At 69.8% G+C, this 21479-nt stretch carries 21 protein-coding genes and 2 pseudogenes; 12 read left to right on the plus strand and 11 right to left on the minus strand.

The window, feature by feature from the left end; translation table 11 throughout:
• The first annotated feature begins 17 nt into the window (after positions 1-17).
• Genes EV193_RS09375 through EV193_RS09405 form a run of 7 tightly spaced genes read left to right on the plus strand, consistent with a single transcriptional unit; the run spans position 18 to position 7463 of the window.
• Positions 18-821, plus strand: a complete 804-nt coding sequence (locus EV193_RS09375; protein WP_130343581.1) for an LLM class flavin-dependent oxidoreductase — start codon at positions 18-20, stop codon at positions 819-821.
• Positions 821-2881 (plus strand): oxidoreductase, encoded by a 2061-nt coding sequence (locus EV193_RS09380; RefSeq protein ID WP_130343582.1) that lies wholly within the window; start codon positions 821-823, stop codon positions 2879-2881. The genes EV193_RS09375 and EV193_RS09380 overlap by 1 nt, the downstream gene beginning before the upstream one ends.
• Entirely contained in the window at positions 2875-4413 is a 1539-nt protein-coding gene (locus EV193_RS09385; protein WP_242613242.1) for a benzoate-CoA ligase family protein, read from the plus strand. The genes EV193_RS09380 and EV193_RS09385 overlap by 7 nt, the downstream gene beginning before the upstream one ends.
• On the plus strand, positions 4410-5117 hold the full coding sequence (locus EV193_RS09390; protein WP_242613243.1) for an SDR family NAD(P)-dependent oxidoreductase: 708 nt from the start codon (positions 4410-4412) through the stop codon (positions 5115-5117). The genes EV193_RS09385 and EV193_RS09390 overlap by 4 nt, the downstream gene beginning before the upstream one ends.
• Positions 5114-5941: an enoyl-CoA hydratase family protein gene (locus EV193_RS09395; protein WP_130343583.1), complete on the plus strand. Its 828-nt coding sequence runs from the start codon at positions 5114-5116 to the stop codon at positions 5939-5941. Before EV193_RS09390 ends, EV193_RS09395 begins: the two co-directional genes overlap by 4 nt.
• Positions 5942-5946: 5 nt before the next feature.
• Entirely contained in the window at positions 5947-6357 is a 411-nt protein-coding gene (locus EV193_RS09400) for a RidA family protein (protein WP_130343584.1), read from the plus strand.
• Entirely contained in the window at positions 6354-7463 is a 1110-nt protein-coding gene (locus EV193_RS09405; RefSeq protein ID WP_130343585.1) for an acyl-CoA dehydrogenase family protein, read from the plus strand. Before EV193_RS09400 ends, EV193_RS09405 begins: the two co-directional genes overlap by 4 nt.
• Here the strand turns inward: EV193_RS09405 and EV193_RS09410 are convergent.
• Genes EV193_RS09410 through EV193_RS09420 form a run of 3 tightly spaced genes read right to left on the minus strand, consistent with a single transcriptional unit; the run spans position 7438 to position 9131 of the window.
• Positions 7438-8307 (minus strand): spermidine synthase, encoded by an 870-nt coding sequence (locus EV193_RS09410; RefSeq protein ID WP_130343586.1) that lies wholly within the window; start codon positions 8305-8307, stop codon positions 7438-7440. The two genes, EV193_RS09405 and EV193_RS09410, sit on opposite strands and share 26 nt — an antisense overlap.
• Entirely contained in the window at positions 8304-8654 is a 351-nt protein-coding gene (speD, locus tag EV193_RS09415; RefSeq protein ID WP_130343706.1) for an adenosylmethionine decarboxylase, read from the minus strand. The genes EV193_RS09410 and speD overlap by 4 nt, the downstream gene beginning before the upstream one ends.
• Positions 8655-8702: 48 nt before the next feature.
• Complete coding sequence (locus EV193_RS09420) at positions 8703-9131, minus strand: CBS domain-containing protein (protein ID WP_130343587.1); 429 nt, start codon at positions 9129-9131, stop codon at positions 8703-8705.
• Positions 9132-9588: 457 nt separating this feature from the next.
• On the opposite strand from EV193_RS09420, the gene EV193_RS09425 reads away from it, so the two are divergent.
• The 4 genes and pseudogenes from EV193_RS09425 (at position 9589) to EV193_RS09435 (ending at position 13042) form a co-directional block, all read left to right on the plus strand.
• Positions 9589-11241 (plus strand): M14 family metallopeptidase, encoded by a 1653-nt coding sequence (locus EV193_RS09425; protein ID WP_242613244.1) that lies wholly within the window; start codon positions 9589-9591, stop codon positions 11239-11241.
• A 112-nt stretch (positions 11242-11353) separates the two neighbouring features.
• Positions 11354-12145, plus strand: a pseudogene (locus EV193_RS33985) (S1 family peptidase); the annotation flags it as partial.
• A 135-nt stretch (positions 12146-12280) separates the two neighbouring features.
• Complete coding sequence (locus EV193_RS33990) at positions 12281-12511, plus strand: proprotein convertase P-domain-containing protein (protein ID WP_242613257.1); 231 nt, start codon at positions 12281-12283, stop codon at positions 12509-12511.
• Between the two features lie 75 nt (positions 12512-12586).
• A complete protein-coding gene (locus EV193_RS09435; RefSeq protein WP_130343588.1) occupies positions 12587-13042 on the plus strand; it encodes a hypothetical protein in 456 nt (151 codons plus the stop codon).
• A 4-nt stretch (positions 13043-13046) separates the two neighbouring features.
• Here EV193_RS09435 and EV193_RS09440 read toward each other — a convergent pair whose 3' ends face one another.
• The 3 genes and pseudogenes from EV193_RS09440 to EV193_RS34000 form a co-directional block, all read right to left on the minus strand.
• Complete coding sequence (locus tag EV193_RS09440) at positions 13047-13967, minus strand: NAD-dependent epimerase/dehydratase family protein (protein ID WP_130343589.1); 921 nt, start codon at positions 13965-13967, stop codon at positions 13047-13049.
• Positions 13964-14557 (minus strand): dihydrofolate reductase family protein, encoded by a 594-nt coding sequence (locus tag EV193_RS33995; RefSeq protein ID WP_242613258.1) that lies wholly within the window; start codon positions 14555-14557, stop codon positions 13964-13966. Before EV193_RS33995 ends, EV193_RS09440 begins: the two co-directional genes overlap by 4 nt.
• An 87-nt stretch (positions 14558-14644) precedes the next feature.
• Positions 14645-14989 (minus strand): annotated as a pseudogene (locus EV193_RS34000) (alpha/beta hydrolase); the annotation flags it as partial.
• A gap of 108 nt (positions 14990-15097) precedes the next feature.
• On the opposite strand from EV193_RS34000, the gene EV193_RS09450 reads away from it, so the two are divergent.
• Entirely contained in the window at positions 15098-16318 is a 1221-nt protein-coding gene (locus EV193_RS09450) for an alpha/beta hydrolase fold domain-containing protein (RefSeq protein ID WP_130343591.1), read from the plus strand.
• Positions 16319-16321: 3 nt separating this feature from the next.
• Here the strand turns inward: EV193_RS09450 and ligD (EV193_RS09455) are convergent, their stop codons facing one another.
• The 5 genes from ligD (EV193_RS09455) to EV193_RS09475 all read right to left on the minus strand — a co-directional run bounded on the left by ligD (EV193_RS09455) (position 16322) and on the right by EV193_RS09475 (position 21467).
• A complete protein-coding gene (gene ligD / locus EV193_RS09455; RefSeq protein ID WP_130343592.1) occupies positions 16322-17227 on the minus strand; it encodes a non-homologous end-joining DNA ligase in 906 nt (301 codons plus the stop codon).
• Positions 17220-18650, minus strand: coding sequence for a non-homologous end-joining DNA ligase (gene ligD, locus EV193_RS09460; protein ID WP_130343593.1), 1431 nt, complete (start codon positions 18648-18650; stop codon positions 17220-17222). Before ligD (EV193_RS09460) ends, ligD (EV193_RS09455) begins: the two co-directional genes overlap by 8 nt.
• Before the next feature lie 8 nt (positions 18651-18658).
• On the minus strand, positions 18659-19522 hold the full coding sequence (ku, locus tag EV193_RS09465; protein ID WP_130343594.1) for a non-homologous end joining protein Ku: 864 nt from the start codon (positions 19520-19522) through the stop codon (positions 18659-18661).
• Positions 19523-19609: 87 nt separating this feature from the next.
• Positions 19610-20509, minus strand: coding sequence for a universal stress protein (locus EV193_RS09470; RefSeq protein ID WP_130343595.1), 900 nt, complete (start codon positions 20507-20509; stop codon positions 19610-19612).
• A gap of 7 nt (positions 20510-20516) precedes the next feature.
• Positions 20517-21467 (minus strand): Acg family FMN-binding oxidoreductase, encoded by a 951-nt coding sequence (locus tag EV193_RS09475; RefSeq protein WP_130343596.1) that lies wholly within the window; start codon positions 21465-21467, stop codon positions 20517-20519.
• Between the last annotated feature and the right edge of the window lie 12 nt (positions 21468-21479).

Consider the following 21479-nt stretch of genomic DNA (forward strand, 5'->3'; position numbering starts at 1 on the left):
GGTGTAATTTATTCGTTGTGCGAATCGGCATCGGTCTGCCCAACACGACTCCCGGCGCGGACGGGACACTGCTCCTGGAGTGGGCCCGCCGCGCCGATGCCGGCCCGTTCTCCTCGGTCGCGGTGCTCGACCGGCTCGTCTACGACAGCATCGAGCCGTTCGCCGCGCTGTCCGCCGCCGCCGCGATCACCTCGCGGGTACGGCTGGCCACCATGATCGCGATCGGCCCGCTGCGCGGCGCCGCGATGCTCGCCAAGCAGGCCGAAGCGGTGAACACGTTGTCCGGCAACAGGTTCACCCTCGGGCTCGCGGTCGGCGCACGGCGCGACGACTACACCGCTGCCGGCGTGGACCACCGCACCCGAGGCGCCACGCTGTCCGAGCAGCTCGCGTATCTGCGCGGTCGCGGCACGGACGGGATGCAGGTGCTCGTCGGCGGGAGCAGCGGCCCGGCGTTGCAGCGGATGGCGCGCTACGCGGACGGGTACGCGCACGGCGGCGGCCCGCCCCGCGCCTTCGCCTCCGCGGCGACCAAGGCCCGCGCCGCGTGGTCCGACCTCGGCCGGCCCGGCGAGCCGGCGCTGTGGGGCCAGGGCTACTTCGCGCTCGGCGACACCGAGCGCGGCACCGACTACCTGCGCGACTACTACTCGTTCACCGGCCCGTTCGCGACCCAGATCGCTGCCGGCAACCTCACCACCGCGCGCGCGATCAAGGATTTCGTGCGCGGGTACGCCGACGCCGGCTGCGAGGAGCTGATCCTGCTGCCCACGGTGTCGGACATCCATGAGGTGGAGCGACTGGCCGAGGTACTCGACTGATGAAAGTCACCATCGTCGGGGCCGGGCCGGCCGGACTGTACCTCGGAATCCTGTTGCGGACGGCCGATCCGGCGAACGAGATCACGATCCTGGAGCGCAACGCGCCGGACGCGACGTTCGGCTGGGGCGTGGTGTTCTCCGAGGAGACGCTGGGCGCGCTGCGGGACGCGGACTACCCGACGTATCTGGAGATCACCGACACGTTCGCCCGCTGGGACGCGATCGACATCCACTACCAGGGTGAGTCGCTGCGCTCACGCGGACACGGGTTCTCCGCGATCGCCCGGCGGCGGCTGCTGGCGATCCTGCAGCGGCGGTGCGCCGAGCTGGACGTGGTGCTGAGGTTCGGCGTCGAGGTGGACGACGTCGCCGCACTCGCCGCCGAGACCGACGTGCTGGTCGGCGCGGACGGGGTGAACAGTGTCGTGCGAAGGGCGGACGAGTCCACCTTCGGCGCGAGCGTCACCCCACAGGGTTGCAAGTACGTGTGGTTCGGCACCGATCTGGTGCTCGACGCGTTCACCTTCATCTTCCGGGAGACCGAGCACGGCCTGTTCCAGGTGCACGCCTACCCGTTCGACGAGAACACCTCCACGTTCATCGTGGAGTGCCCGGAGCACGTGTGGCGGCGCGCCGGGCTGGACACGATGACCGAGCAGGAGAGCATCGCGTTCTGCCAGGACCTGTTCGCCGACGAGCTCGGCGGGCACACCCTGATGTCCAACAAGTCGGTCTGGCTGGACTTTCCATTGGTGCGCAATCGCCTGTGGCACAGTGCGAATCAAGCTGGAAACACTGTACTTATCGGCGACGCGGCGCACACCGCGCACTTCACCATCGGCTCCGGCACCAAGCTCGCCATGGAGGACTCGATCGTGCTGGCGCAGGCGTTCGTGCGGCACCCGGCCTCGATCGAGTCGGCGCTGGTGGACTACGAACTGGAGCGCTCCCCCACGGTGGAGCGGTTCCAGCAGGCGGCCGGCCAGAGCGCGGAGTACTTCCGGCGGGTCGGCCGGCACACGCACCTGGAGCCGGTGCGGTTCGCGTTCAACCTGCTCACCCGCAGCGGCCGGATCACGCACGCCAGCCTGTCCGTGCGCGACCCGAAAACCGTTGCCACGCTTGATTCCTCGTTCGCCGGCGGCCGGGCCGTCACTCCCCCGCCGATGTTCGCGCCGCTGGAGCTGCGCGACGTGCGGCTGACCAATCGGGCTGTGCACCAGGTGTCCACCGTGGACAAGATCGCCGGCGCCGCCGACACCGGCGTCGGCCTGGTGCTGGTCGGGCCGGTCGCCGTCTCAGCGGAAGGTCGAATCACACCGGAGTCGTCCACTGTGGACAGCCTGCGGCCGACGACGGGTGCGACCGTCGGCGTGCTGCTGAGCCACGCGGGCCGGCGCGGCGCCACCCGGCCACCCACACAGGGCGTCGACCTCCCACTGCCGGCCGATCAGGCGTGGCCGCTGCTGGCGCCGTCCACGCTGCCGTACACCCCCGGCTCGGCCGTCCCGAAGGCGATGGACGCGGACGACATGGCGAGTGTCCGCACCGCTTTCGCCGACGCCGCACGGAAAGCGGCAGCCGCCGGGCTCGATCTCGCGCTGCTCGACCTGGCGCAGGGTCACCTGCTGGCGAGCTTCCTGTCGCCGCTGACCAACAAGCGCGACGACGAGTACGGCGGCTCGCCCGAGGCACGGCTGCGCTACCCGCTGGAGGTGCTCGCCGCCGTGCGCGAGGTGTGGCCGGAGGACCGTCCACTCGGGATCCGGCTGACCGTCGCCGACTGGGCGCGCGGCGGGCTGACCGAGGACGACGGGGTGTCGATGGCCGAACGATTCGCCGAGGCCGGAGTCGATCTGATCCAGATCTCCGCCGGGCACACCGTGCCGAACAGTCAGCCCGAGTACCGCCGTGGGTATCTGACCGCGCTGGCCGACCGGGTGCGCAACGAGGCCAGGGTGACCACACTGGTCGGCGGGTACCTGACCACGGCCGACGAGGTGAACACGATCATCGGCGCCGGTCGCGCCGACCTGTGCGTGCTGGAGGGGCCGTGCTGACCTACGACGATCTACCGCGAGAGTTGAACCTGGCGTCCCACTTCGTGGACGCGAACCTGGCCGAGCGGGCCGACCACACGGCGCTGCTCAGCCAGGGCCGGGCCACCACCTACGCCGAGTTGGCCGAGCTGACCAACAAGATCGGCAACGTGCTGCTGTCCCTCGGCGTCCGACGTGGACAGCGGGTGCTGCTCGCGCTGTCGGACGGCGTGGAGTTCGTGGCCACCTGGTACGCCGCGCAGAAGATCGGCGCGATCACCGCCGAGGTGTACACCTTCTTGCGCGCCAAGGACTACGAGTACTACCTGAACTACACCGAGGCGGTCGCTGTCATCGCGGACGCGGTGACACTCGAGCCGCTGCGCGAAGCCGGCGTGCGGGTGCCGGTGCTCGTCGCCGGAGGCGCGAGCCTGGAACTCCGCGACGGCGAGCACGCCCTGGAGACATTGACCGCCGACGCACCCGGCACGCTCGAACCCGCGCCCACCACCCGCGACGATCTCACCATCTGGAAGTTCACCACCGGCAGCACCGGCCGCCCGAAGGCCTGCCCGCACCCGACACACAGCGCGGTCCTGTCGCACGAGTGGTACGCCCGGGGCGTGCTCGACATCCAGCCCGACGACATCGTGCTCCCGGTGCCGAAGCTGTTCTTCGGCTACGCGCGCGACCTGGCCGCGCTGTACCCGTTCGGGGTCGGCGGCGCGGGCATCGCCTTCGCCGAGCGCAGCACACCGGACAAGATCTTCGACCTGATCGAGGCGCACCGCCCGACGATCCTGGTGAACGTGCCGACGATGATGAGCGCGATGGTCGCCCATCCCCGAGCGTCCACTGTGGACATGAGTTCGCTGCGCCTGTGCACCTCGGCCGGCGAAGCCCTTCCCGCAGAGCTGCACCGCAAGTGGGACGAGGCGTTCGGCGTCGAGGTGGTGGACGGGATCGGCTCCTCGGAGGCGTACCACATCTATATCTCCAACCGGCCCGGCTCGCCGCGCCCGGGCAGTATCGGCCGCGAGGTGCCCGGCTACACCGCGCGGATCGTCGACCTGGACGGCAACACGCTGCCGGACGGCGAGGTCGGCACGCTGGAGATCACCGGCGCGACCGTGGCGCACGGCTACTACGGCGACGCCGAGAAATCGGCCGGCACGTTCTCCGGCGACACGCTGCTCACCGGTGATCTGTTCGTCCGCGACGCCGACGGCTACTTCCAGTACCGGGGGCGGGCCGACGACCTGCTGAAGGTCGGCGGCATCTGGGTCGCACCCAGCGAGATCGAGCACTGTCTGATCGGCCATCCCGACGTACTCGAATGCGCGGTGGTCGGCTACGAGCAGGACGGCCTGGTCCGCCCGCGCGCCTACGTGATCACCCGCGACGACGCGCGGCCCGATCTGGAGGCGTACGCCAAGGAGCGGCTGTCCCCGCACAAGCGGCCGCGCGACGTGCGGTTCGTGGACACGCTTCCCCGCACGGACAACGGAAAACTCGACCGCAAAGCCCTCCGCGCCCTGGACGGTGTCGCGTGAGCGACCGCGTGGTCGTGGTAACCGGTGGCACGCGCGGCATCGGCGCCGCGATCGCCGAGCGGTTTCGCGACGAGGGTGACATTGTGCTCGCCGTCGGACGCGCGGACTGCGACGTGACCGACGAGCAGGCCGTCGCCGAGTTCTTCGCCGGCGTCCTGAAAGATCACCGATGGATCGACGTGCTGGTCAACAACGCCGGCATCTCGGCAAGCGCGCCCACGCACCGCACCACGCTGGACGACTGGCGCCACCAGTGGGAGGTCAACGCGACCGGTGCGTTCTTGTGCACCCGCGCGGTCCTGCCCGGCATGCGCGGCGAGGACAGCGGGCGCATCGTGACCGTCGCGTCGACCGCCGGACTCACCGGATTCCCTTACACGGCAGCATATGGCGCGTCCAAGCACGCCGCGATCGGGCTGATGCGATCGGTCGCCGCCGAGGTCGCCGGCACCGGCGTCACCTGCAACGCGGTGTGCCCGACGTTCGTGCGCACGGACATGACCGACCAGTCGGTCGCGCGGATCGCGGAGAAGACCGGCCGGACCGCCGAGGAGGCGGAGGACTCACTGGCCGACGCGTCCGCGCTGGGCCGGCTGCTGGAGCCGGACGAGGTCGCGCACGCCGTGGCGTTCCTGGCCGCGCCCGAGTCGGCCGCGATCAACGGCCACGCACTGGTCCTCGACGGAGGAGGAAGCACCGCATGAGCCCGTTCCGCGCGTCACCCGGTTTCACCGAGGACTGGCGGCACTTCGACTTCGAGGTGGCCGACGGTGTGGCCACCGTGACCCTGTCGCGGCCGGACAAGCTGAACGCGCTGACCTTCGACGTGTACGCCGACCTGCGCGACCTGCTCGCCGAACTGCCGCACCGGGGTGACGCCAAGGTGCTGGTGATCACCGGCCAGGGGCGCGGCTTCTGCTCCGGCGGGGACGTCGAGGAGATCATCGGCGAGCTGCGGAAGATGTCCTCATCGGAGCTGCTGGAGTTCACCAGGATGACCGGCGCCGTGGTGAAGGCGCTGCGCGAGTGCCCGCTGCCGGTGATCGCCGCGATCAACGGGATCGCGGCCGGCGCCGGCTCGGTGATCGCGCTGGCGTCGGACTTCCGGCTGCTCGCCGAGTCGGCATCATTCGCGTTCCTGTTCACGAAGGTGGGCCTGGCCGGCGCGGACATGGGCTCGGCGTACCTGCTCCCCCGGCTCGTCGGGCTGGGCAGGGCGACCGAGCTGCTGATCCTCGGTGACAAGATCGACTCCGCCCGCGCGGACGCCGTCGGGCTCGCCACGCAGGTCGTGCCGGACGCCGAACTCGGTGCCACGGCGGAGAAACTGGCCCGCCGGCTGGCCGACGGACCGGCGCTCGCCTACGCCACCACGAAGGTGCTGCTGACCCGCGAGCTGGACATGGACCTGGGCAGCGCGATCGAGCTGGAGGCGATCACCCAGGCGCTGCTGATGACCACCGACGACCACCGCGAGTTCTACCGCGCCTGGTCCGAGGGCCGCCGTCCACAGTGGACCGGGAGGTGAACGGCGTGACCCCGCATCGAATCGTCGACGTGCCGGGGCTGCCCGAGCCGGTCGGCTTCGCGCACGCCGTGGTGGCGGCACCCGGCCGGACGGTGTACCTCGGCGGGCAGACCGCGCAGGGGTCAGGCGGCGCCATCACCGGTGCCACCATGGCCGAGCAGTTCGACGTGGCGGCCGGCAACGTGATCGCCGCGCTGACCGCGGCCGGCGGCTCGCCGGAGCACCTGGTGCGGTTGACCTTCTACGTGACCGACGTGCGCGAGTACCGCGACGCGCTGGCCGACCTCGGCCCGCTGTACCGCCGCCACTTCGGCCGGCACTACCCCGCGATCGCGCTGTTCGGCGTCGCCGCGTTGTTCGACGACGCGGCCAAGATCGAGCTGCTCGCCACGGCCGTCATCCCGGAGGCGACATGACCGACCTGCTCCGGAACGCGGAAACCGTTGCCGAACAACACCTTTCGGCCATCGCGGCGCGCGGCGAGCCGGGGCGGGTGAACCGGGCACTGGTCGCCGCCATCGCCGACGCCGGCCTGTTCGGCCCGGTCTTCCCGACCGTCGACGGTGCCCATGTCCCCGGATCGGCCGTCGATCTGTGCCTGCTGCGTGAGGGGCTCGCCCGGCACTGCACCGAGGCGGAGACGACGCTCGCCGTGCAGGGACTCGGTGCCTACCCGATCCTCACCGACGGCGCCCCCGACGTGGTCGTCGAGTGGATCCCGCGGCTCGCGGCGGGCATCGCGGTCGCCGGATTCGCGCTGACCGAGCCGGACGCCGGCTCCGACGTCGCGGCGCTCGCGCTGGCCGCCACCCCGGACGGCGACGGATTCCGGCTGACCGGTGAGAAGTGCTTCATCTCGCACGCGCCCGACGCCGACGTGTACTCCGTGTTCGCGCGCACCTCGGAGAACGGGTCGCGCGGCATCACGGCCTTCGCGGTCCCGGCTGACTCGACCGGCCTGTCCGGCAAGCGCACCAGGCTCGTCGCGCCACACGCGATCGGCCGGCTCGTGTTCGACGGCGTGTCCGTGCCGGCGAGCCACGTGCTCGGCGAGATCGGCGGCGGCATGCGGGTGGCGATGAAGACGCTCAACCGCTTCCGGCCCAGCGTCGGCGCGTTCGCCGTCGGCATGGCGCAGGCGGCACTCGACGCCGCGATCGCACACGCCGGCACGCGCACCGCGTTCGGCCGGCGCCTGCACGAGTTCCAGGGCGTGTCACACCAGCTCGCCGACGTCGCCACGAAGATCGCCGCCGCACGGCTGCTGGTCCGCGACGCGGCGGCCAACTACGACGCCGATCCGTCCGGCCCGACCGTCGCGCGCACGTCGGCCATGGCCAAGCTGTTCGCCACCGAGACCGCGCAGCACGCCGTGGACGTCGCGATCCAGGTGCACGGCGCCAAGGCGCTCGAGGAAGGCCACCCGCTGGAGCACCTGTACCGCGAGGTCCGCGCGCCGCGGATCTACGAGGGCGCCTCCGAGGTACAGCGCGAGATCATCGCCCGAGAACTGTTCCGCTGACCAGCGTGTGCGGCGGCACGAGCCGACCGGCCAGCGTCGCCGCGTCGATCGACTCAGGGCGGTACGGCAGCGCGTCGAGTCGCTTGACCAGGGGCGGGTCGACCTCGTCCGCGCGCCCGTAAAGAAAAGCCCACTCGTGCTCGTCCGATCCGAAGTAGACGGTCGTGCCGAACACCTCGTGGAACCGTCGCCAGGCCAGCTTCAACGTGTCGTTGCGCCACAGTGTCGGGCAGCCGGCCTGGGCCGCCACCACCCCGCCGGACGTGGTGATCTCCTTGCACAGCGCCAGAAACTCCGCGCCGTAGAGCCGGTTGTGCTGCGCGTCAGTGTCCGCCTGCTCATCCGGCAGATCCACCACGACCACGTCGTACCGCGCGCCGTCCGTGGTAGCCGCCAGATCGCGGACCCAGGCGTACCCGTCGGCGTAGTGCACCCGGACGGCGCCGTCACCGGCCACCGCGGCGGCCAGCTCGGACGGCGTGTACCCGTACGGCAGGTGCCGCGCGCACGCCTCCACGCACTCGCGATCGATGTCCACGTGGTCCACCGTGCTCGCCCCGGCCGCGACCGCGAGCTGGCTCGCCACACCCTCGCTGGAGCCGATCACCAGCACCCGCTCCAGCCGCTCGGCGAGCAGGAACGCCGGCACCATCAGCGCCTCGTGATAGACGAGCTGGCTCAGCTCGGCGCTCTGCCGCTCGTCGTCGCAGAACAGCGTGACACCGTGGGTGGTGCGCGCGATCAGCAGCCGCTGGAACGCCGTCTCTGCCTCGAAGAGCACCTCATCGACGCGCCACACCCGCTCAAGGCCGTCGCCCAGCGGCTCGGCCACTACTCGGGTCACGCGCCGACTCCTCGGTTGATCACTGTCGACCGCACGTCGTCGGTGTGTAACCTCTCGGCGAGCAGCCGCAGCGCCTCGACCGGACGCGCGCGGTCACCGCAGGTGAAGATGTCCACGAACGCCGCGCCCTTCTCCGGATAGGTGTGCACGGACGCGTGCGACTCCGACAGCAGCGCGAGCACGGTCACGCCCTGCGGCTCGAACCGTTTGGACACGACCTCGCACACGGTCGCCTTCGCCTCGATCAGCGCGCTGCTCAGCGCCTCCCGAAGCAACGCCTCGTCGTCCAGCAGCCCCGGGTCGACGCCGTACAGCTCAGCGAGCACGTGCTGCCCGGTGAACGGCATCGCCGCGGTCAGGTTCCCATGCACATCCGCAGATTACGGGGCACCTGGTCACCCTTGGGTGATGTAGGCCTGCAACTGGCTGCGTTCCTGGTCGAGCTGGCTGATCCGGCTCTTCACCACGTCGCCGATGCTGACGATGCCGATCAGCTCGCCGTCCGAGACGACCGGCACGTGCCGGATCCGCCGCTCGGTCATCAGCACGGTGAGGCTGTCCACGGTGTCGTCCGGCGTGCAGGTGACCACGGCCGCGGTCATGATCTCCGCGACCGGCCGTTCCAGCAGCTCAGCGCCATGATCGGCCAGCCGGCGCACGACGTCCCGCTCGGAGACGATGCCGGCCAGCCCGTCCGGCCCGACCACCACCACGGCGCCGATGTTGTGCTCGGAGAGTGTTCTCAGCAGCTCTGCTACCGACATCTGGGGGTCGACGGTCGCAACGTCGGAACCCTTGCCTCGCAACACATCCGCGATGCGCATGTCGCTCGCCTCCGATCCTCGACGGTCCGGTGACACGGTGCCGGTAGTGCACCTTTCAAGCACAGTAGCGGCCGAACCGGGCATTGCGGAAGATCGAACCGATCGGCGGCACGCACTCACCCGTTCGCGCACATCTCGGCATTCCCGAATACGCATCTGGGAATAACTTCGGCGATCGTCACGGGATCGGAGCCTTGTAACCGACGCCCCCACCAGTAACGATGACAACTCACACACCCTCGTACGCGGTGTGTGACCTCGGGAGGAACGCATGGCCTGTCGACATGCTCCCCAGCTCCGCAAGTACCTTCGCCGCGCCACGGCGCGGGACGCCGCGGGCTGAGCTCCCGCCGCTCGGTGACACCGGGACACCGGTGCCGAGGGCCCGAGCGGATTCCTGTTTCACATCCTTCCTCCGGCGCCGCATGCCCGGCGCTCCCCCTGTTGGAGGTCTCACGTGAGACGAACACGTCTGTCCATCCTGGCCGGCGCCATCGCGGCGTTGACCGTCATGGTGCCGCTCGGCGCTGGCGCCGAGGCACCACCACCCACCGATCAGGCGGCCGAGTACCGGGTCGCCGATGTCCGAACCGTGCAGGCACGCGACGCGATCACCAAGACCGGCGTCGCGGTCAACTCCTCCGAGCACGGTGCCCTGCACATCACCGCAACACAGCAGGAGGTCGACAAGATCAAGGCGCTCGGCTACACGGTCGAGCGCGAAGCCTCCGGAGTGCGTGAGGTGACACCGCGCGGTGCGGCCGGGATCAACGACTTCCCGCCCGCGGACGCCGGGTACCACAACTACGCGGAGATGACCGCGGAGATCGACAAGGCGGTGCGCGACCATCCCGGGCTGATCACCAAGCAGGTGTACGGCAGGTCGCACGAGGGCCGCGACCTGATCGCGTTGAAGATCTCCGACAACGCGGGTACCGACGAGGACGAGCCGGAGGTGCTGTTCACCCACCACCAGCACGCCCGCGAGCACCTCACCGTCGAGATGGCGCTGTACCTGACAAACCTGTTCACCGACAGCTACGGCAGCGACTCGGCGATCAAGTCCATGGTGGACAGCCGGGAGATCTGGATCCTGCCGGACGTCAACCCGGACGGCGGCGAGTTCGACATCTCCACCGGCACCTACAAGGGCTGGCGCAAGAACCGGCAGCCGAACTCCGGCTCGTCGTACGTCGGCACGGACCTCAACCGCAACTGGGCGTACAAATGGGGCTGCTGTGGCGGCTCGTCGGGCAGCACGTCCAGCGACACCTACCGCGGCACGGCCGGCGAGTCGGCACCCGAGGTGAAGGCGATCGCGAACTTCGTGCGCGGCCGCAACATCCTCGGCAAGCAGCAGATCACCACCGCGATCGACTTCCACACGTTCAGCGAGCTGGTGCTGTGGCCGTACGGCTACACCAACGACGACACCGCACCCGGATTGACCGCGGACGATCAGCGGGTGTTCTCCACGATCGGCCGCGCGATGGCGCAGACCAACGGGTACACGCCGGAGCAGGCCTCCGACCTGTACATCACCGACGGCTCGATCGACGACTGGCTGTGGGGCGACCAACGGATCTACTCGTACACGTTCGAGATGTTCCCGCGCTCCGGCGGCATCGACGGCTTCTACCCCGGCGACGAGGTGATCGCCAGGGAGACCTCGCGCAACAAGGCGGCGGTCATGCACCTGCTGTCGCTGTCGGACTGTCCCAAGCGGGCGATCGGCCAGACCTGTGGCGACACCACGCCGCCCGGCAGGTCCTTCGAGAACACCAACAACGTGAACATCCCGGACGCCGGTGCCGCGATCACCAGCGATGTCGGCGTCACCGGTATCGCCGGCAACGCGCCGTCCGCCCTCAAGGTGGACGTGGACATCAAGCACAGCTATCGAGGCGACCTGGTCATCGACCTGATCGCACCCGATGGAAGCGCCTACCGACTCAAGAACTCCAGTTCGTCGGACAGCGCGGACAACGTGATCGCCAGCTACAACGTCAACGCCTCCAGCGAGGCCGCCAACGGAACCTGGAAACTCCGCGTCCAGGACGTCTACCGGGTCGACACCGGCTACCTCGACAGCTGGAAGGTCACCTTCTGAAAGCTCGCGAGGGTGGGAGGTGTTGTCTCACAACGGTTCCCACCCTCGGAGGTAGTTCACATCCCTGCATTTGTTTCATGTGGACATTCGAAAGGAAGAGCAGTTGAGAAGACTGAGAAGCTTCGCGAGGGCAGCGGTGCTCGTCACGGGTGCGGCGGTCGCACTCGGTTTCGCGGCGCCGGCCGCGTCGGCGACACCGCCACCGGGCGAACTCGGCCCCATGGTGGTCGGCGGAACCCGTGCGGCACAGGGTGAGTTCCCGTGGATGGTGCGGTTGTCCATGGGCTGCGGCGGTGCGATGTACACGCCGCAGATCGTGCTCACCGCCGCGCACTGTGTGAGCCGGACCGGTGACAACACCAGCATCACGGCCACCTACGGCGTCGTCGACCTGCAGAGCTCGGCCGCGGTGAAGGTCAACTCGACCTACGTGCACCGGTCGCCGACCTACGGCACGTCGACCGGCGGTGACTGGGCGCTGATCAAGCTGGCCAACCCGATTCCGAACGCGGCCACGCTGCCCATCGCGACCACGAACGCCTACAACACCGGCACGTTCGACGTGGCGGGTTGGGGAGCCGACCGCGAGGGCGGCTCGCAGCAGCGGTACCTGCTCAAGGCGCAGGTGCCGTTCGTGGACGACGTGGCGTGCCGGGACTCCGACCCGTACTACAGCGACCTGATCTTCTCGGCGGAGCTCTGCGCCGGGAAGCTGGACACCGGTGGCGTGGACACCTGCCAGGGTGACTCCGGTGGTCCGATGTTCCGCAAGGACGCCAACAACGCGTGGATCCAGGTGGGCATCGTGAGCCACGGGCTCGGCTGCGCGCGGCCGAGCGCACCGGGTGTGTACGCCGAGGTGAGCACGTTCGCCACCGCGATCAAGGCGGCCGCCGATCAACTCGGAGGCGGCACACCTGGCGGCAAGTCGTTCGAGAACACGAACAACGTGAACATCCCCGATGCGGGAGCAGCGGTCACCTCGAACGTCGGTGTCACCGAAGTCGCCGGCAACGCGCCGTCCGCCCTCAAGGTCGACGTGGACATCAAGCACACCTACCGAGGCGACCTGGTCATCGACCTGATCGCACCGGACGGAAGCGCCTACCGGCTCAAGAACAGCAGCTCGTCGGACAGCGCCGACAACGTGATCGCCAGCTACAACGTCAACGCCTCCAGCGAGGCCGCCAACGGAACCTGGAAACTCCGCGTCCAGGACGTCTACCGGGTCGACACCGGCTACCTCGACAGCTGGAAGGTCACCTTCTAGTTCTGTTGTGACACAACGGAAATCCGAGCTGGGCCCGTCCGCGGTGGACGGGCCCAGCCTGTGTCAGGATGACGTGTGCGCCTCGACGACCTCCCCGAGCAGTTGATCACCCTCGGCCTCGCCGCCGAGGCCACCATCACGCCGTGCACCCCGGCCGAGGTGGACGAGGTGCGCGCCAGCCACGGCGTCGACACCCTGTCCGAGCCGTACGAGCGGTTCCTGCTGCTGATGGGCCGTGGCGCGGGAGAGTTGTTGCGCGGCACGGACATCTACTACCCCACCGCGCTCAACCTGGCCGAGTACACCGAGGAGTACCTCGCCGAGAACGACGTGGCCCACCTGTTCGCCCCCGGGTCGATCGTCGTCGCGATGCACCAGGGCTACCACGTGTCCTGGATCGAACCGTCCGGCGTCGTGCACGAGAACGTCGAGCCGGACACCACGATCCACAAGACCTGGCCCGGCATGGCGGATTGGCTGCTGACCTACGCCCAGGCGCAGCGCGCCAGCAGGGACAGGTACCGAACCTAGACCGTCAGCGGGGGTTGCCGGCGCGCCAGGCGACATAGTCGGCGACCGCCGCGGCGATGTCGAAGGCCGGTTCGAATCCGGTGTCCTGGGTGAGCCGGGTGATGTCGAGGTACGGGTCCTCCCCTGGGCCGTTCTGCCGTCCTGGCAGGAGATCGAGTCGCAGGCCCGGAGTGATCGTCTGCAGGGCATCGACCAGCTCGCGGTTGGTGAACGACCTGCCTCTGGACACGTTGTAGGTGTTGTGCCGCAAGGTTTCCGCGGTCGTCAGCAGAGCGATCGCGCGTCCGGCGTCGGGTGCGTAGCAGCAGTCACCGCCGTCGTCGGCGTACAGCGGCTTCGGTTGCTCGCCGCGGAGCACGGCGCTGATGTAGGGCGGGATCGGGTTGAACGGTGATTCCGGGTCCATCAGCGGACCCCAGACGGTTCCGATCCGGAGCACGACCGGCTGGACGCCACTGCCCCGCAGGCCGTGTGTGGTGAGCGGCTCGACGGCCTTCTTGTAGGCGATGATCAGGTGCGGCAGGTCCGCGGTGGGCAGATCGAGGTCCTCGTGCCAGGGAATCTCGGATCGGCCGATGTACGCGCCGAGACTGCTGGCCACGGCGAACCTGCGCACGCCCCAGGTGCGAGCGGCGTCCAACGCGTTGAGCAGCCCGGTCACGTCCGTGCGGAAATAGTCGACCGGGTTCTCGCCGGGGATGCTGCCGGCGAGATGGACGATGTCGCTGATCTCGTGACGATCGCCGAGCGCGAGGAACGCGTCCCGGTCGGTGACGTCCAGGGATTCCACGGTGACCTTGCCGGCCAGGAACGACGGCACCTCGGCCCGCCGGTGGGCGGTGACGAGCACGTCGTGTCCGAGGTCGACCAGCGCGCGGGCGGTGTGCGCGCCGATCATGCCCAGCCCTCCGGTGACCAGGATCATCGGACCACCTCGTAGTGCAGGTGGGTCACGCCGGGTGCCGCGACGGCCTGCAACAACCGCAGGTTCACGTGCTCCGGAAGCTCCTGGAAGAAGCTGCGACCGCCACCCAGCAGGATCGGTATCTGGTGCAGGATCACCTCGTCGACCAGACCCGCGTTCAGCGCGGAGGTCAGCACGCCGCCGCCCATCAGCCCGATGTCCTTGCCGCCGGCGACCGCGCGAGCGGCGGCGATGGCGTCCTCGATGCCGGTAGTGACGAGGGTCTGCCGCTCGCTGATCTCGGGCGCGGGCCGGTGGCTGAGGACGAACAGCGGCGCCGTCGGGTGCGGGCTGCCGCCGCCGAAGTGCTCGGAGTCCTCGTAGGTGTTGCGTCCCGCCACGATGGCGCCGTCGCGTGCGGCGATGGTGTCGAAGAGTCGGGCGCTCGGCTCACTCAGCGTGAACCCGTCGAAGACCTTGCTCGGCGTGTCCCCGTCGAAGTACCAGTCGAAGAGCATCGTCCCGTCGCCGAGTCCCCGCCCGGCACCGGGATCGCGGCCGGTGATGTAGCCGTCCACCGAGACGGAATGGGCGCTGTAGACCTTGCTCATGTCTCTCCTCCGCTGTTGATGGGAAGTAGTTCGTCGACCGAAAGGTGGACCAGCGGCGGCCATCCCCGCTCGCGTGCGTGCGACGGCCGCGGCCAACTCGGCGCCGGCACCGTCGCCGGCCAGCAGCAGGCGATCGGGGTCGGCGCCCAGGTCGCGGGCGTGGTCGGCGGCCCAGTCGGTGGCCAGGATCGCGTCGCACCGCCCGTCCGGCCACAGCGGTTTCCGGTACGACACGCTCAAGACCACCACCCCGGCGTCCGAGCACACGGCGCGGCAGAACTGGTCGGCGCGTTCGATGCCGTCGGCCGGCAGGAACATCAACATCGGCGCGATCCGATCCGTCGGCGGCCAGTACGTGCGCGCCAGTTGCGGTCCGGCCAGGCCGCGCAGCCAGGTGTCGGCGACCAGCCGCACGGCTGACGGATCGGGCATGCACAGAGACTCGCATCAGTGTGGTCTGCAGGGGAAAGACCGATCACGCATGGCCGTCTTGCCGGCCAAGCATCACCGGCGTCCCGAGGTGGGGCACATAATGCCCGCATGGCCGCCGGCGAGCAGAAACCCGACGAGCGACAGCAGCCCGGTCGGGTGCTGCCGCTGCCGGCCGCGCCCGACGCGATCGAGCTGCGGCACCTGCGGGCATTCGTGGCGGTCGCCGACGAGCTCAACTTCGGCCGGGCCGCGTCGCGGCTCTACCTTTCCCAGCCGGCACTGAGCAGGCAGATCCGCACGCTCGAGCGGCTCGTCGGCGGCGACCTGCTGCGCCGTTCGACGCACCGGGTGGAGCTCACGCTGGCCGGTGACGCCCTGCTGGACCGGGCACGCCGGTTGCTGACCGACCTCGACGACGCGATCTCGGCGACCCAGTCGATCGGCGGCGAGTTCGCCGAGCGGGCCGCCCGCGCCTGGCAGTCGGTCCGCGACCTGACCGACGACGGCACCGAGATCGAGCAGTTCCGCGGCGCGGTGGAGGACTTCAACGCCGGGATCGCGCTCCCGGAAGGCACCCGCGTACGGCCGGTCAACGCCGGTGGGGTGCCCGCCCTGGCGGTGGCCGCGGCGGCGGACCGGCCGCTGACCGTTCTGCACCTGCACGGTGGCGCGTACGTGGCCGGCTCGGCTTTCGGATTCCGGCCGCTTGCCGGTGCGCTCGCCGTGGCCACCGACGCCGGCATCCTGTTGCCCGACTACCGGCTGGCGCCCGAGCACCCCTTCCCGGCGGCCGTCGACGACGCGGTGCACGCGTACACCTGGATGCTGGACACCGGCACCCCGCCCGCCGAGATCACCGTCGCCGGTGACTCCGCCGGCGCCGGACTGGTCGTCTCCATGCTGATCACCCTCAAGGACCACGGGCTACCGCAGCCCGGCCGCGTCCTGCTGCTGTGTCCCTGGGTCGACCTGACATGCGAAACCTGGCCACCCGACGAGCAGGAGCCGCAGCCGATCCTGGACCCCGAGCGGTTCCGCCGGTTCGCGGCCGCGTACCTGAACGGTCACGACCTCGGCGACCCGCGGGTCAGCCCGCTCACCGCGGACCTGTCCGGCCTGCCGCCGATGCTCCTACAGGCCGGCACTGGCGAACCACTTGCCGGTGACGCCCACCGGCTCACCGAACGGGCCCGCTCGTTCGGCGTCGACGCGCGGCTCGAGCTGTATCCGTCGTCCACCCACATGTTCCAGTACTTCTGGTCGTTCCTGCCGGAGGCCGCCAACGCGCTGGAACACGCGGGCGCTTTCACCCGGCGCGTGCTCGACTGATCCTCACGTCGGCAGCCGCACCGGATCACTGTCGACGAACAGGTCACCCAGATCGTCCACCCGCTCGAGCACTTCTTCGGCGGTGAACCGCAAATCCGCCACAGAAGAGCACGATTCCACTTCGTCCCACGACAACGGAGTAGACACAGTCGGCTCGTCGCGCGCCCGCAACGAATACGCCGCCACCGTGGTCTTGTACGGATTGTTCTGGCTCCAGTCGATGAAGATCTTCCCCCCGCGAGCCGCCTTCGCCATCGTGGAGACCACCTCCTTCGGCGTCTCCCCCGCCAGCCGCTCGGCCAGCGACTTCGCGTACTTCGACGTCGCCTCGGGAGAGGAGACCTTCACCGGCGCGTAGACCTGCATCCCCTTGGAGCCACTGGTCTTCGGGTACGCGGTCAACCCGTCCTCCGCGAGTGCCTCACGCAGACGGACGGCGATCCGCGCGCACTCCACGACGGTCGCCGGCGCACCCGGATCCAGGTCGAACACCAGCAGATCCGGCGACCGCACCCCACCCCGCGGCCCGACCGTCCACTGTGGAACGTGCAGCTCCAGCCCCGCCAACTGGGCCACCCACACCAGCGTCGGCAGGTCGTCGATCACCACGAAGTCGAGGTACTCGTGCCCGCGAGAACTCCCCGGCGTCTCGATCCGCTCGGTCCGCACCCAACTCGGCGCGTTGCGTGCCACGTTCTTCTCGAAGAACGACTGGCCCGTGACACCGTCCGGATACCGAATGAGCGTCACCGGCCGGCCGGCCACGTGCGGCAGCAGCACCGGCGCCACCCGCACGTAGTAGTTGATCACTTCGCCCTTGGTGAACCCGGTCTCCGGATACAGCACCTTGTCCAGGTTGGACACCTTCAGCCGGCGCCCCTCCACCTGAACGGTCTGGGTCTCACTCAACGAGCCGCACCTCCTCGGGCTCCTTGTCCGGCCGCAGCCCGCGCCACACCGGCGCCCGCATCCGGTCGTCCGGCGTCCACTCCCGGAACACCACCTCGCCGACCAGCGCCGGCCGCACCCAGTTCGCGTGGCGGGCCCGGTCAGGCGGCACCTCGTGGAACGGGGATGTCTTGCGCGCCAACGGTTTCAGCTGATCGGTGAGCCGCTCCAGCATCGCGTCGGTGAACCCGGTGCCGACCGCGCCGACGTAGCGCAGCTTCTTCCCGTCCGGCACACCGAGCAGCAGCGAGCCCATCACGCCCTCGCGCCGCCCCTCCCCCGGCCGCCAGCCGCCGATCACCACCTCCTGCGGACGCACGTCGGTGATCTTGATCCAGTCCGTGCTGCGCCGGCCGGCCAGGTAGCGCGACTCCAGCCGCTTGGCGACCGCACCCTCCAGCCCCTGCGCCCGGCTCGCCGCCAGCACCGCCGCGCCGGCCCCCGGGTACGCGCGCGGCGTCTGCCAGTGGTTGCCGCGCAGCTCCAGCTTGTCCAGCAGCGACCGGCGAGCCGAGTACGGCAGGTCGAGGCACGGGCGCCCGTCCAAGTGCAGCAGGTCGAAGATCAGATACGTCACCGGGTGCGCCGCCGCCAGCCGCCGCACCTGCGACTCGGACCGCACGTGCATTCGCTGCTGCAGCACCGCGAAACTCGGCCGGCCCTTCTCCAGCGCGACGATCTCGCCGTCCAGCAACACCTGGGTGCTGCCCAGTTCCTCACCGAGCCCGCGCAGCTCCGGGTACCCGCCGGTGATGTCGTTGCCCTGCCGGCTCACGAGCCTGATCCGGCCACCGTCCACAAAGGCCAGTGCGCGCACGCCGTCCCACTTGAACTCGTAGGACCACTGCTCGTCGACCTCCACCGGCGGCAGCGCCCCGGCCGTCGCGAGCATCGGCTTCACGTTGTCCGGCAAGGGTTTCCAGTCCGGGCGGGCCGCCGTCCCGTGCCGGCGCACGATCCATCCGTCACGGGTCTTGATGAAGAAGAACTCGCCGTCCACCCGCTCGCCGCGCAGGACGACGTTCACCTCGCGGTCGCTCCACTTGATCGTCTCGTAGGTGCCGCGATCCCAGATCTTCATGGTGCCGGCGCCGTACTCGCCCTTGGGGATCTCGCCGGAGAACGTGGCGTACTCCAGCGGGTGGTCCTCGGTGTGCACCGCCATGTGGATCGTGCCCGGCTCGTTCGGCAGGCCCTTCGGCACCGCCCACGAGACCAGCACGCCGTCGCGCTCCAGCCGCACGTCCCAGTGCAGCGCACGGGCGTGGTGCTCCTGGATGACGAACGTGTCGTCGTCACCATGCGGCAGCACCGCGTCCGTGGGTACCGGCTCCGGCGTCTTACTCGCGTTCCGCTTGCGCCGGTACTCGGAAAGATCGCCCACGGCCGCCCTTACGCCGTGCGCTTGCCGCTACGTGTCTTCTTCTTGTCCTCGGTCTTCGCCGGCGCCTTCTTCGCGGGCTTGGCCTCCGACTTCTTGGCGCGGCTGGATCGAGCCGCCTCGACGCTGCGCTCCAGGGCGGACATCAGGTCGATGACCTCGCCCTCCTCCTCGGCCTCCGGTTTCTCCGGCAGCTCGGCGCCCTCGGCCTTGGCCTCGATCATCTCTTTCAGCGCCTCGGTGTACTCGTCGCTGAACTCCTCCGGCTCGAACGTGCCGGCCATGCTGTCGATCAGGGAGGTGGCCATGGACAGCTCCTGCTGGCGCACCTCGACCGTCTCGTCCAGGAACCCGAAGTCGGGCTTGCGGATCTCGTCCGGCCACATGATCGTGTGCATGACGATCATGTCGTCGTAGACGCGCAGGACCGCCAGCGACTCCCGCTGCCGGATCGCGATCTTGACGATGGCCAGCTGTTCGGCCTGCTCCAAAGCCTTGCGCAGCAACACATACGGCCGCACCGCGGCCTTGTCCGGCTCGAGATAGTAGGTCTTCTGGAAGTAGATCGGGTCCACTTCGGGCGCGTCGACGAACTCCAGTACCTGGATCGAGTGGTCGGTGTTGATCGGCAGCTTCTCGAAGTCCTCCGGCTCGACCATGACCATGCGGCCGTCCTCGAGCTCGTAGCCCTTGGTGATGTCGGCGTACGCGACCTCCTTGTCGCACGCCTGGCAGACCCGCTTGTACCGGATGCGGCCGCCGTCCTCGCGATGGATCTGGTTGAACCGGAAGTCGTGCTCCTCGGTCGCGGTGTAGAGCTTGACCGCGATGGTCACCAGTCCGAACGAGATCGCGCCTCGCCATACTGATCTCATAGTGCCTGGTTACCTCTCCCGCGCCGGTCCCGCACGACCTGTCACCCACAAGGACTACCCAGCGTAAGTCGGATGCACCCACCGGCGCTAGTGATCACCGGCGACGGCCACAACTGGACACGGTGCGTAGTGGACCAGTGCCTGGCTGGTCGATCGGAGTAACAGTCCGCTGCCCCCTGCCTGCGGCGTTCGCGCCACCACCACGAGCTGCGCGCGCTCCGCCTGGGTCAGCAGCGCCTGCACCGGCCGGTCCCGCACGGTCACCTGCCGCACCCGCACGTCCGGGTACTTGCGCTGCCACGACGCCAGCCGCTGTCGCAGGTGCACCACGGCGGCGCCCTCGATCGCGTGCCAGTCGAGCACCGCGCGGGCCGCCTCGAACGCCGAGTCGTTCAGCATCTCCGGCCACAGGTAGACGGCGATCAGCTCGGCGTGCCGCGCGGACGCTTCCTCGAACGCCAGCGCGACGGCCGCGTCGGCGCGCGCGGCACCGTTCAGCCCCACCACCACCGGTCCGTAGTCGGGCGGCCTGGCACCCGGGCGCGGCCCGCGCACCACGGTGACCGCGCAGCGGCCGTGCGCGATGAGCGCCATCGCCACCGAGCCGACCGCGAGTCCGGCGAACCCGCCGAGCCCGCGCGCGCCGACCACCACCATCCGCGCCTGCTCGGACAGCTCCAGCAGCACCGAGATCGGCGGCGCCGTACGCAGGTCGACCTGGGTACGCACCAGCGGCGCCACGTCGGTCGCCGAGGTGAGCGCCGACCGCAGCCAGTGCTCGGCCTGCTGCCGCACCGCGTCCCGCACGTCGCCGTGGCTCGGCAGCGTGTACGGCAGCTCGGTGCGCGGGAGCAGGTAGCCGTGCACGACCCGCAGCGGCGCTCCGAGCCTCGATGCTTCCTCCGCGGCCCACCGGACCGCGTGCACGGCCGAACTCGACCCGTCGACCCCCACCACCACGGGAAGACTCGGCCTGGACGCGGTCATCGGTGGCTCACGAGACCACCTCCTGCGAAGCCTGCTTGGAGACCCCCACGACGAGCACGTCGGCGATCGGGCGTCGCGCGGTGATCTGGCGCGGGTAGCCGTAGCCGAGCCGAACGACCGCCTGCGGGTGGCCGCGAATGTCCAGCATCGAGCGCAGCGCCGCCCGGCTCTCGGCCAGCTCGACCACCGGGGACAGGAACGACGCGGTGGCACCCCAGGCGGTCGCGGTGAGCAGCACGCGTTGCAGAGCCAGGCCCGCGCGCACCTGATCGGCGGCGGTGTCACCGGACGTCAGCAGGACACCGACGAGCTGCTCGCGTTGATCCGGAACCTCCTTGTGCCACAACGGGTTGGCGTCCCTCGGTACGCCGTCGGACGCACGCGGGCAGTCGGTGGTCCAGCGCGCCAGCTCGGCGAGGTACCTCGGATCGCCGTGCTGCGCCTCGGCCGCGGCCTCGACGAGTTCGCTGACCGCCCGGCACCCCGCCGGATCGTCCACCAGGTACAGCCCGGTCCCTTCGCACCCGGCGGCGCGCACCAGGGCGTGCCGGGTACGACCGGGCAGCGGGCGCGGCAGGAACGGCTCGCGATTGGTGTGCCGGTTCGGGATCGCGGCGGCGAGCATGTGCTCCTCACCGCACGACTTCTGCCGGGCGCCGAACCGTACGTCGGCGAGCAGCTCGCCGGAACTCGGGCTCGGCGTCAGCCGCACGTGTACGCCGATCTCCTTGGTACGCAAGGAGGTGCGCAGGTTGAACAACGCCGCGCCGCACGCGATGCGCGCCTCCCGGCCGTCCTGGTCGGCCACCGCGAGCACCCGGTCGCGGTCGAGCAGCACGTCGACGCCACCGCGCCGCGGCCCGAACCGCCACGGCTGCGTGTTGTACGGCGACGGAGCCTGGATGGCGGCGTGCAGCACCGAGGTAAGCAGGTCTCGATGCACGTGCGCCCCGGGCATGGGACAACGGTC

It is taken from the genome of Herbihabitans rhizosphaerae (assembly GCF_004216555.1).
GTDB lineage: Bacteria > Actinomycetota > Actinomycetes > Mycobacteriales > Pseudonocardiaceae > Herbihabitans > Herbihabitans rhizosphaerae.

Coding starts and splice junctions, on each gene's coding strand:
- EV193_RS09380 (WP_130343582.1), top strand. CDS start 821: ATGAAAGTCACCATCGTCGGGGCCGGGCCGGCCGGACTGTACCTCGGA.
- EV193_RS09395 (WP_130343583.1), top strand. CDS start 5,114: ATGAGCCCGTTCCGCGCGTCACCCGGTTTCACCGAGGACTGGCGGCAC.
- EV193_RS09405 (WP_130343585.1), top strand. CDS start 6,354: ATGACCGACCTGCTCCGGAACGCGGAAACCGTTGCCGAACAACACCTT.
- speD (WP_130343706.1), bottom strand. CDS start 8,654: ATGCCGTTCACCGGGCAGCACGTGCTCGCTGAGCTGTACGGCGTCGAC.
- EV193_RS09420 (WP_130343587.1), bottom strand. CDS start 9,131: ATGCGCATCGCGGATGTGTTGCGAGGCAAGGGTTCCGACGTTGCGACC.
- EV193_RS09440 (WP_130343589.1), bottom strand. CDS start 13,967: ATGATCCTGGTCACCGGAGGGCTGGGCATGATCGGCGCGCACACCGCC.
- EV193_RS33995 (WP_242613258.1), bottom strand. CDS start 14,557: ATGAGCAAGGTCTACAGCGCCCATTCCGTCTCGGTGGACGGCTACATC.
- EV193_RS09450 (WP_130343591.1), top strand. CDS start 15,098: ATGGCCGCCGGCGAGCAGAAACCCGACGAGCGACAGCAGCCCGGTCGG.
- ku (WP_130343594.1), bottom strand. CDS start 19,522: ATGAGATCAGTATGGCGAGGCGCGATCTCGTTCGGACTGGTGACCATC.
- EV193_RS09470 (WP_130343595.1), bottom strand. CDS start 20,509: ATGACCGCGTCCAGGCCGAGTCTTCCCGTGGTGGTGGGGGTCGACGGG.
- EV193_RS09475 (WP_130343596.1), bottom strand. CDS start 21,467: ATGCCCGGGGCGCACGTGCATCGAGACCTGCTTACCTCGGTGCTGCAC.